Source organism: bacterium (assembly GCA_030654305.1).
GTDB lineage: Bacteria > Krumholzibacteriota > Krumholzibacteriia > LZORAL124-64-63 > LZORAL124-64-63 > PNOJ01.
Map to the genome: position 1 here is coordinate 1 of JAURXS010000044.1, position 11,972 is coordinate 11,972.

The window sequence follows — 11,972 nt, forward strand, 5'->3', positions numbered from 1 at the left end:
CGTCGTCCATTTCAAGGCCATCGGCTGGGACGACCACCGCGACACGCGCCTGCGCGACATCCCGGGCCAGACGCCGCCCGGCTACGGCCTGCGCTTCCAGACCAAGTTCGACGCGGTGGGCCGCTTCCTCGGCGGCGCGAACTCGCTGTTCCGCTTCGCGACCCAGTACAGCGAACCGCAGAACAGCGTCTGGGACGACTTCGACAACACGGCCATCGGCAGCTCCGACACCCTCAGTTTCGTGGTCGGGTCGTTCGACTACCGGGTCAGCATGCGCGCCCTGGACGAGCACGAGCGGCGCGACGGCACGCCGGACGTCTTCGCGTTCTTCGCGAATTTCCATCCGGAAGTCGAATGCGTGGAAGTCGTTACGGGGGCGACCCCCAGCGGGTACCCCGAAGACAACTGCAGCGACGAGCTGAAGACCTACTACTGCGCCCTGTCCACGACGCCTCCCGCGCCCGATCCCACCTGGACGCGGCTGCAGCAGGTCTACACCGTGCCGCGCACGGTCTATTTCAACACGACGACCAACGCGGTCTGGTACGAGGAGCCGACGGACATCACCGGGCTGGCCTCCGTCCAGGGGTACTTCTACGAATACAAGCTGCTGCTGTACGCGCAGGACCAAGAGGATGAGCGCCTGTTCCTGCCCCGCCAAAGCCCGACCGACCTCACGTACGGCAACCCGATCGACCGCGCGATGTCGTGGCGCTACAAGATCGTCTCGCACCGCGACTCCCTGGCCAACGTCATCCGCGAAGGCGGGGGGTCGGACGACCTGACCCAGGTGTCCTACACCTTCCACGAGAACTTCGGCGACAACTACGACAGCAACGGCGTCTGGCGCCTGCAGGTCGAGGTGTTCGTGCCCCAGTTGCTGTTGAGCGCGGGCGTGGACGTCTACCGGGGACTGCTGGCCTCCCAGCACCCGGATTGGACGCCGAGCACCATCGACCGCGCCGTCGACTTGACGACACGGCAGCTCGGCCTGAACACGGCCCGGGTCGTGGTCCGCGACGCGAGCAACAGCATCTACCGCCCCGAGCGCTGCGCCTACGCCTACTACACCGGCGTGCGCGTGCCGACGCTCCACAACGAGGGCTGCAGCATCGTCCCGGGCGACGGCGTGGCGGCGCGCCTGAGGTTCAACGACTTCTGCCTCGAGAGCGAGACGTTCACGAAATCGTACCTGATCAAGGCCTACACGCAGCTCGGGAGCGTCTACCCGACCGGGTACTAGTCGAGGCGGCCGCGACGCGCGGCGGCGGACCGGGAGGTCTCACGTGTTGAAGATCACCAAGACGACGGCGCTGGCGCTGGCGATGGCCCCCGTCCTGCTGCTGGCGGTCGTGAACGGCTGCGGCCCGGAGTCGGACCTCGGAGGCGTGGCCCTCGTCAACGCCCTGCCGGACACGCGGATCACCGGCACGCCGCCCTACCTGCGCGACACGGAATACACCGTGCACTTCTACTGGACCGGCAGCGACCCCGACGGGCGCGTCCGCGGCTACCAGTGGAAGATGACCGCCAACGGCGACGACGGCATCAGCATCCGCGACACCCTGACCGTCGACCCGGCCACCGGCGACACCATCAATCCCTGGCGGTTCACGACGGCCAGCGACTCGACCTTCGTGGTGACGGCCGACCGCCAGGGTTTCGAGGACGACGCCATCCTGCCGGAACACATGCAGCGCTTCTACCAGCCGCACACGCTGATCGTGCGGGCCATCGACGACCACGGCGGCGTCGACCCCTCGCCGGCGCTGGTCAGTTTCACGTCGACGACCCTGTCGCCCTCCATCCGCGTCGTCAGCCCCTCCGCGCTGCTGGGCCTCTGGCCCGAGGCCAAGACCGTGCCGCCGTCGTTCATCATCGGCTGGGCGGGCTCGGATCCGGACTACGAACTCGGGACCCCGATCGCGGTCCGCTACCTGTACAAGACCGCGCTCGTGTCGAACGCCTCGGGCGGGGGCAGCCACTACGTCTACACGAAGTACGAGTACGATCAGGTGGTCGACTCCCTGGTCACCTTCGACGATCCCCAGTGGAGCGACTGGATCCCCTACGCCGCCACGCCCGCCGAGCGGCGACAGACTTTCCAAGGCGTCAAGCGGGACGCCAACAACAACATCATCTACTACATCTTCGCCCTGCAGGCCAAGGACATCGCCGGCGCGGTCAGCCTCGACCGCGGCTATTTCTCCCCCGTCGTCAACTTCAGCATCGACGACACGCAGACGCCCGTGCTCGTGCTGCGCGAGCGTTACCTGGGGACGGAGATCGCCACCGGGATCGCCCGGCTGGAGAAGGACATCGCCCAGGACCAGCCGCTGCAGTTCGAGTGGTTCGGCAGCGCCGCCGACTACGGCGGCGAGATCACCGCCTACCGGTACGGCTGGGACATCCAGGACCTCCAGGACGACAACGACCCGGGCTGGGAGGTGCAGTTCGGCCTCTCGGAGGCCAACTTCTCCTCCGCGGTGCGCTCCTTCGCCCAGGGCCTGCACGTGTTCACCGTCGAGTGCAAGGACAACAGCGGCCTGCTGACCCGCCTCCAGTACTTCCTGTCGGTGGTGCCCGTGCCCGAGGAGGCCGACCGGCTGCCGCTGATGCTGATCGACGACGTGCCTGACCGGACGAGCCAGGCCTGGCCGAGCTTCAACAACTCGGTCCAGTACGACAACGACCTGCACCGGGACGCCTTCTGGGACGACGTCCTGGCCTCGAGCGGCGGCGTGTCGCGCTACAGCAGCGACCGCGACGTGATCGACAACGAGCGGCTCCTCGGCAACTGGGGCTACCGCGACATCGTGCGGTACAAGACCCTGATCTGGTCCGCGCGCCGCGTCATGACCACCTACCTCGCCTCGTCGTTCCAGCCCAGCGTCTACGTGGCCCAGGGCGGCGACGCGATCCCGACCGAGGCCTACGTCTGGCTCGAGGCCTACCAGCGCAACGTGGGCAACGTCCTGCTGGCGGGTTCGGGCGTCGTGCAGAACTTCCACCTCAACAACATGACCCTCACCGCCGGCAGCATCCCGTGGCTCTACCCGATCATCTACAACAACGACGAGGAATCCTTCCAGTGCAGCGGCGAGGCCAGGGGCATGAGCTTCGGCCTCCGCGAGGAGGACGACGGCACCCAGACCGTGTTCGGCACGCTGCAGTACCCCTACCGCGGACTGGGCATCGCCGTGTCGTCGATGTTCACGCCGGCGAGCTTCTACTACTCGCCGACGCTGTGCGGCACCGGCACCTCCCACCGCAAGCAGAACTGCGTGGGGACCAAGGCGGTCGTGATCGACCCCGACTTCAAGGCCGCGCACGTGCAGGCCGGCGCTTTCGCGGACACCGTCTTCGTCTGGGACCAGATCGCCTGGTCCGACGCCGCGACGGTGGCGGGCGGGGGCATCCCGTCGCCCAGTTCGCCCTACAACTTCAGCCAGTCCGACGAGTACTACGACTACAACGAGACCGCCCGCCGCGCGACCTGGTCGCCCCAGATCCTGGCCGACGGGCAGCCCGCCATCGAGCCCATGTGGCGAGCCCTGCCCCGCTACGACTGGATCCTCGACCTGCACCTGGCCAACGGGGACGACGACTTCATCTACCCGACGACCAACCCCTGCGGGCTCTACGCGCGCAACCCGTCGACGGGCCGCACCGTCCTGAACGGGGTGCCCATCGGGCTGTTCAGCTACCAGACCGTCGACACCAAGCCGGGCGGCCGGGCCGACGTCGTCTGGGGCTTCGACCCGCACCTGTACGACCACACGCAGATGAAACGGGTCATCCGTTGGGTCCTCGACGACCACTTCGGCCTGGCCATGACGCCCTGAACCGAGCCAGCGTGGCGACGGGGAGGCCGGAACTTCGGCACGTCGCCACGCGCAGCCTGGAGACGATGATGACCAAGAGGGCACTTCTGGCGACCGCGGTCCTGCCGCTGCTGTGCGGCGCGCTGCCCGCGGCGTCCGCGACCCCCCCCGACGTCTGCGCCCTGGATTCGCTCCGGCTGGTCTCGCCGGAATCCGTGACGATCGCGCTGTCGTCGACGGGGAGGTTCGGGGCCGAGATCACCTGGCCCGCCATCGACGACGCCGCTTCGACGTGCGCGGTCCCGATCGACACGGTCGGCCTGGGCTTCCAGGTGACCCTGGACGGGGCCTACCGGGACGAATTCGACCGCGAGCTGCTCTGCACCAGCCTCTTTGGCGGCGAGGTCGGTTCCGTGAGCGAGAACAGCGTCCTGATCTCCTGGTCCAACCTCAACCAGTCGGTCACGGGCCGGATCCTCGGCGAGGTCAACCTCAGCAACAACGGCGGCGTCCTGGCCATGGACCAGGACGGCGTCTGGTCGCAGCGCAACGCCGGCCTGCCGCCCTATCTCTCCAAGGCCGACGTCAGCGTCCTGGCGGAGGCGCCGACCTCGCCCGGGACGTTGCTGGCCGCCCTCGGCGACCGTCTGACCCGCGGGCTCTGGTACAAGCCGGACGCCGGCAGCGACTGGCGGCGCCTGGCCGCCGACCTCTTCCCGGACGGTTCGCTCAACGAATCCGTGATCACCGCCCTGGTGTTCGCCCCCGACGACGCCGGCACCTTCCTGGTGGGCACGAGCCGGCAGGGCGTGTTCCTCACCCGGGACGGCGGCCAGACCTTCACCCAGCAGCAGGCGGTCTTCGATCCCACGGACAACTGGAACCTGCGGCGGGTGACGGAACTGGTCTGGCGCCGGCCGGAAGCCCTCTACGTCGCCGTCGGCAACCTCGACCTGTTCGTTTCCAGCGACCGCGCCGCGTCCTACACGCGGCTGTCGACGCTGCGCGTGCCGCTGAACTTCCCGACCGGCGGCGGCGAGGGGCCGCCCGTCATCAACCGCATCGTCGACCAGGGCGGGCGGCTGTACGTCGGCGTGAACAGCTTCGGGATCTACACCAGCGTGGACGGCGGCGACAACTGGGACTGGATCTGGAACGAACTGCTGGACCCCGGCTCCCAGCCCCTCTCCGTCGTGGATTTCGCCGTCGACCCGGTCAACCCAGCGCGGATCATGGCCGGCACGAGCGACGCGGGGCTCTGGTGGTCGGGCAACGGTGGCCTCGTCTGGCACCCGGTCGGTTCGTCCATTGCCTGGCCGGATCCCCTGACCCTCCCGGTCATCACCTCGCTCGTCCTGGATACCGAGCGCGACACCTACCTGGCGACCGCCGACGGCTTCGCCCTGCTGACCTGCGCCAGGAACGACACGGTCTGGTCGGCGGGTGGCCTGGCCCAGCCCGCCAACCTCTCCATGACGCGGCTGCACCTCGCCGCCGACCCGGTTCAGCGCTACTGGCTGCCCACGTACGGGGGCGGGATCTACGTCCCCGGCACGCCGCTGCGCCTGTCCGACACCATCAAGAAGTCCCAGACGGAGCCGCAGTACCAGGACCTCGACTTCGGCCTGACGATCTCCTTCGGCGCCGGCGCCGTCGCGGATTCGACGAGCTTCTCGCTCCTCGCGCAGGACTTCCAGGGGTACGCGGTGTGGCGCAGCGAGGGCAACAACCCCGACGCGATGCAGCTGATCGGCTACTACGACAAGTCCAACCCGGAATCCTGCATCGAGGGCTACTGCGGCGACACCAGCTACAACGAGACGCCCAACTGCTACGCCGACAAGCGCGCCGCCTGCTTCGACTTCTCCGACCCGTCGTCCGTGACGTTCTTCGACGACACGGTCTACGAGGGGTTCGACTACAACTACGCCGTCACCACCTTCGACTACGGCAACATCGCGACCGCGTCGCCGGCCTCGCTGACCGCCGAGCGCCTCTATTCGACCCGTTTCCCGGGCGACCCGCTCTCGCTGTTCGGCGGCGACGGCAACCGGCAGCGGTTCTTCGTGTCCCTGCCCGCCGCGGGCGCCGTCGAAGGACCGGAGATCTTCGCCTACCCGAACCCCCTGCGCCAGGCGTCGGGCTTCAGCGGCTCGGAAGGGGAGAAGGTCACGTTCAAGAACCTGCCGCCGGGCAGCCGGGTCCAGGTCTTCACGCTCGACGGCGACCAGGTGGCCGACCTCGGTCCCGAGCAGCAGATCGACAACCTGATGCCCTGGGTCACCCGCAACCGCCACGGCGACCTGCTCGCCTCGGACGTTTACATCTACAAGGTGGAGATGCCCGCGCGCGAGGACTTCTACGGCAAGGTCGTCATCATCCGCTGACGCGGCCCCGCGCGGGTGCCGCACGCTCCGATCTTCTGGCCCGGCGCCGCCGCCGGGCCATTTCACCGCAGACCAGCGGGGTCCCTCGCCGGACGCCCGGATCGCAGTCACAGGGGAGGCAAGCACGATGGAAGGCAAACGCGTCTATTTCTTCGGCAACCACGAGGCGGAGGGCGACGGCGCCCAGAAGGAACTGCTCGGCGGCAAGGGCGCCAACCTCGCCGAGATGGACCGCATCGGCATCCCGGTGCCGCCGGGGTTCACCATCACCACCGCTTGCTGCATCGACTACCTCGCCGCACCGGTGATCCCGGCCGCGCTGCGCACCGAGGTCGACGCGGCGATCGCCCGCATCGAGAAGGTCATGGGCAAGAAGTACGCCGACCCCGCCGACCCCCTGCTGTTCTCGTGCCGCTCGGGCGCCAAGGTCTCGATGCCGGGCATGATGGACACCGTCCTGAACATCGGCCTCAACGACGAGACGGTCCGCGGCCTGATCGCCCGCAGCGGCAACGAGCGCTTCGCCTACGACAGCTACCGCCGCCTGCTGCAGATGTACGGCGACGTGGTCATGGGCGTGGACGGCGAACTCTTCGAGCACGCCATCGACGCCCTCAAGGCGAAGCGCGGCGTGAAGCTCGACACCGAACTGGGCGTGGCGGACCTGCAGGCCATGATCGCCGAGTTCAAGGCCATCATCCGCAAGTCCGCGGGTCGCGACTTCCCGACCGATCCCCGCGAGCAGCTCTGGGGCAGCGTCGAGGCCGTCTTCCGCAGCTGGAACACGCCGCGCGCGGTCAGCTACCGCAACCTCAACCGCCTGCCGCACGACATGGGCACGGCCGTGAACGTCCAGACCATGGTCTTCGGCAACATGGGCACCAACTCCGCCACGGGCGTCGCCTTCACCCGCGACCCGTCCAACGGCGAGAACTTCTTCTACGGCGAGTTCCTGGTCGACGCCCAGGGCGAGGACGTCGTGGCGGGCACCCGCACGCCGCAGGCGCTGAACCTCCAGGGCCGCGACCGCCTGCCCGAGGGCAACCCGGTGCGCGACCTGCCCACGCTCGAGGAGGTCATGCCGGTGGCCTACGCGACGCTGTGCGGCATCCGCGAGAAGCTGGAGCAGCACTACCGCAACATGCAGGACATCGAGTTCACGATCCAGGACGGCAAGCTCTGGATGCTCCAGACCCGCAACGGCAAGCGCACCGGGCGCGCCGCCGTGCGCATCGCGGCCGAGATGCAGACCGAGGGCCTGATGACGCCGGACCAGGCGCTGCTGGCGGTCGAGCCCGGGCACCTCGACCAGCTGCTGCACGACCAGATCGACCCCGCGGCCGGTGTCGTGGTGCTGGGCAAGGGCCTGCCCGCGTCGCCCGGCGCCGCGCAGGGCGAGATCGTGTTCTCGGCCGAGGCCGCCGTGGCCGCGGTCAAGGCCGGTCGCCGGGTGGTGCTCGTGCGCCGCGAGACCAGTCCCGAAGACATCGAGGGCATGAACAGCGCCCAGGGCATCCTCACCGCCCGCGGCGGCATGACCAGCCACGCGGCCGTCGTGGCCCGCGGCATGGGCAAGCCCTGCGTCGCCGGCTGCGGCGACCTGGTCGTGGACTACCAGGCCGCGTCGATGGCCATCGGCGGCCGGACCTTCAAGGCCGGCGACCTGCTGACCATCGACGGCACCACCGGCCAGGTGATCGCCGGCCTGGTGCCGCTGGTCGCGCCCAGCCTCGACGACCCCCACCTGAACCGGATCATGGCCTGGGCCGACGAGCGCCGGACCCTGGGCGTGCGCACCAACGCCGACACGCCGCACGACGCGCGCCAGGGGCGCACCTTCGGCGCCGCGGGCATCGGCCTGTGCCGCACCGAGCACATGTTCTTCGGCGAGGACCGCATCAAGAAGATGCGCGAGATGATCCTGGCTGACAGCGAGGCGGGCCGCCGCAAGGCCCTGGTGAAGATCCTGCCGCTGCAGCAGGCCGACTTCGAGGGGATCTTCGAGGCCATGGACGGCTACCCCGTCACGGTGCGCCTGCTGGACCCGCCGCTGCACGAGTTCCTGCCCACGCCCGACCAGCAGGCCGAGATCGCGGAGCTCGCCGGGGAGCTGGGCGCCACCGTCGCCGCGGTCAAGCACCGCATCGAGTCGCTGCACGAGATGAACCCCATGCTCGGCCACCGCGGCTGCCGCCTGGGCCTGACCTACCCCGAGATCTACGAGGTGCAGGTCGAGGCCATCATCCGCGCCGCCCTGGCGGTCAAGGCCCGCGGCGTGGACGTCCGGCCGGAGATCATGATCCCCCTGGTGGGCACGGTGCGCGAGCTGAAGGACATGCGCGAGATGTCCGTGGCGATCGCCGACCGGGTGATGGCGGAGGTCGGCGCGAAGGTCGACTACCTCGTCGGCACCATGATCGAGATCCCGCGCGCCGCCCTGCTGGCGGACAAGATCGCGCTGCACGCCGACTTCTTCAGCTTCGGCACCAACGACCTGACCCAGATGACCTTCGGGTACAGCCGCGACGACGCCGGCGTTTTCCTGCCGGACTACGTGAGGATGGGCGTGCTGCCCTCGGACCCGTTCCAGCAGCTCGACCAGGAGGGCGTCGGCCAGCTCGTCGCCATGGCGGTCGAGCGCGGCCGCTCTTCCGGCCGGCACCTGCACCTGGGCATCTGCGGCGAGCACGGCGGCGACCCCAGCTCGGTCGACTTCTGCCACCGGGTGGGGCTGGACTACGTGAGCTGCTCACCGTTCCGCGTGCCCATCGCGCGCCTGGCGGCGGCCCACGCCGCCATCAGGAACGGTTGAGGTGAACCTGGCCTGGGCCATCCCGGCGGCCTGGCTGCCGTTGCTGGTCCTGATCGCGGTGGCGGCGGCCCTCTGGGTGCGCCGCCACTACCTTTCCACCGAACCTCTCGCGCCGCGCGGCGTGCGCCGCCTGCTGGCGGGGCTGCGCACGTCCGCCGTCCTGCTGCTGCTGGTCGCGATCGCCGGGCCGCGGCTGCAGCGGTCCGGGGACGTCGCGCTGCCGCCCGAGGCCGTGATCGTCGTCGAGGACTCCGCCAGCATGGGCCTGCGCGACGCTCCCGGCGATCCGGCGCGCTGGACCGGGGCGCTGGCGTGGGCCGCTCAGGTCGAGTCCCTGCTGACGCGCCGCGATCCGCCCGTGCGCACGACGGTGCTGCGCGGCAACGGGCTGGCGGCGACCAGAGCCCTGCGCGACGCCCCCGGCGAGCCGCCGACGGCCGTGGGCACGGACCTCGGCCGGCTCGCCGCCGAGACGGCGCGCGCCTGGTCGTCGCGCAACCTGCGGGCCCTGGTCCTGGTGACGGACGGCCAGGAAACGCAAACAGACCAGGAGACGCAAACAGACCAGTGGACGCAGGCCGCCGCCCAGGGGCCGCTCGCGCCGACGGACGGCGCCCTGCCGCTGCTGATCGGGGTCGGCGACCCCTCCGGCCCCGCGGACCTGGAACTCGCGGACGTGCGCTATCCGGAGACGGCCTTCGTCGGGGACCAGGTCGTGGTCGAGGCTGTGGTGGGCGTGCGCGGCCCGCCGCGCCGGGACGACCTGCGCCTGCGGCTCGCGCTGGTCCAGGGCGCCGACACGCTGGCAGCGGTCACGGCCGTCGTCGGGCCCGGGGACCCGACCCTGCGCGCCGACCTCGCCTTCACGCCCCGCGCGGCGGGTCTCCAGGTGGCGCGCCTGCTGGTCGCGCCCCTGGTCAACGAGCGGTACCTCGCCAACAACGAGGTGTCCCTGGCGGTGGCCGTCCGGCAGGACCGCGAGAAGCTGCTGCTGATCACGGGCCGGCCCGACTGGAACGTCCGTGTGTTCGCCCAGGCCGCCGCCCTGGAGCGGCGCCTGACGCTCGACATTGTCCACCCCGGGGAGCGCGGGCCGCGGCTGGACGGCGCGCCCTGGACGCCGCCGCGCGGCGCGGCGGGCTGGCTGGCCTGGGACGGCGTGATCCTGCTCGGCGATGCGGCCGGTCTGGGGGATGTCGACGTCGACGGTCTCGCCGCGGCGGTCGGCGACGGCCTCGGCCTGCTGGTGGTCGATTCCCCGCGGACGGACCTGCCCGCGGCGCTGGCCGGCTTGCTCCCGGTCGTGCGCGGCGGCGCCGCCGGCGGGGGCGGGCCCCTGCAGGTCCGTCGCGAAGAGGCCGGCCACTCCCTGCTGTCCGGCCTGTCGGCCGAGGCCGCGGCGTGGGCGTGGCTGCCGCCGCTGGGACCGATCGCGCCGGCGCGGGCGCGTCCCGAGGCGAAGGTGCTGCTGACGGCGCCGGGACGCGACGGCGCCGGCCCGTCGCCCCTGCTCGCGATCGGCGCCGCCGGCAAAGGCGCGGTGGCCTGGCTGGGGACGGACGAGCTGTGGACCCTGGCCTTCTGGCAGCCGCCGGCGAGCGCCGCCGGCACGGCCGAGCATCCCGTGCGCCGCCTGGCCCGCAACCTGCTCGTCTGGACGGCGGCCGGCGACGAGCTCGGCGGCGTCACGATCGCCGGGCACCGCACCCTCTACCGCGAGGGCGAAGCCATCCGGCTGGAGACGCAGGTGCGCGGCCTGCGCGGGGAAGGGACGCCGGGTGCCGTCGCCCTCGAACTGCGGGACACGACCCAGGCCGGTGCGCCGCGGTCGTTCACGCCCACCCCGGTGCCCGGGGAGCTTGGGCGCGGTCGCGTGACGCTGCCGCCCCAGGCGCCGGGCCGCTACCGGGTACGGCCCGTCGCCGCCGGCACGGATTCCGCCTTGGGGCCGGAGCGCGAATTCGTCGTGGTCCCCGCGTTGCCCGAAGAGGCGCAGGTGCGTCAGGACCGGCGGCGCCTGCGCGCCCTGGCTGCGGCCTGGGGCGGCCATTACGTGGACGGGCACGCTCCGGGCGCCGCCCGCTCCCTGGCCGGCGTCCTGGATGCCGCCGACTGGTCCGCGGCCACCGGAGAGCGCCGGTCCGAGGTCCGCCTCGTCCACGGTTGGTGGCTGATCGCCTGCGCGACGCTGCTGCTGGGCGCGGAATGGGCCATCCGCCGCTCACGCGGCATGCTCTAGGCTCCGTTCGCACCTCCCGGCTCTCCTCCCGGAAGCGGGATCGCCTCACTTGCGCCTGCCTACCCGACTGCCCGCGCCGGCCCTGGTCGTCGCGGTGTGCGTCTCGCTGCTCGCCGTCCGGACCGGCGCCGCCGAACCTCTGCTGAACGAGGTCCTCTACGATCCGCCCGGCGCGGACGGCGGGGCGGAGTTCGTGGAACTCCTGAACGTCGGCGCCGAAACGCTGGATCTCGCCGGCGTTCGTCTGGAGTTCGCCAACGGCGCCGTGGCTCCCGCCTGGGAGCGGCGTTGGGAAGGCGCGCCGGGCGACAGCCTCGCGCCCGGGGCCCGCTGGCTGATCGCCGATTCGGGTTGGACTGGAGATGTCGCCCCCAACGTCCTGGTTTCATTGAGATTGCAGAACGGCCCCGATGCGGTCCGACTGCGGCGCGGCGAGGTCGTGCTGGACCTGCTGGGCTACGGGGATCTCGCGGATCCGGTCTTCTTCGAAACGGCGCCACATCCGGGCACCGCCGCCGCTTCCCTCGGACGCCGTCCGGACGGGGAGGACTCCGGCCGCAACGACCGGGATTGGGTCGTCTGCGCCGAGCCGACGCCCGGTCGGCCCAACTTCCCAACTTACGGCTGGCAGGTGCTCACCGTCACGCCGGACCCGCCCAGCCTGCCGGCGCCCGGTGTCGCCGTCGCCGTCGCCGTCACCCTGCGCAACA

6 protein-coding genes are annotated in these 11,972 nt (G+C 70.8%); all 6 read left to right on the top strand.

The window, feature by feature from the left end:
- Positions 1-1,243, top strand: a 1,243-nt coding sequence (locus Q7W29_01025; protein MDO9170398.1) for a hypothetical protein, incomplete at its 5' end; no start/stop codon positions are given.
- A 43-nt stretch (positions 1,244-1,286) separates the two neighbouring features.
- A complete protein-coding gene (locus tag Q7W29_01030; GenBank protein ID MDO9170399.1) occupies positions 1,287-3,845 on the top strand; it encodes a hypothetical protein in 2,559 nt (852 codons plus the stop codon).
- Positions 3,846-3,913: 68 nt separating this feature from the next.
- Positions 3,914-6,211 (top strand): hypothetical protein, encoded by a 2,298-nt coding sequence (locus tag Q7W29_01035; protein MDO9170400.1) that lies wholly within the window; start codon positions 3,914-3,916, stop codon positions 6,209-6,211.
- 127 nt (positions 6,212-6,338) lie between these two features.
- Entirely contained in the window at positions 6,339-9,023 is a 2,685-nt protein-coding gene (gene ppdK, locus Q7W29_01040) for a pyruvate, phosphate dikinase (GenBank protein MDO9170401.1), read from the top strand.
- Between the two features lies 1 nt (position 9,024).
- Positions 9,025-11,262, top strand: coding sequence for a hypothetical protein (locus Q7W29_01045; protein ID MDO9170402.1), 2,238 nt, complete (start codon positions 9,025-9,027; stop codon positions 11,260-11,262).
- 49 nt (positions 11,263-11,311) lie between these two features.
- Positions 11,312-11,972 (top strand): lamin tail domain-containing protein (locus Q7W29_01050; GenBank protein MDO9170403.1); only part of this gene is annotated, 661 nt, incomplete at its 3' end.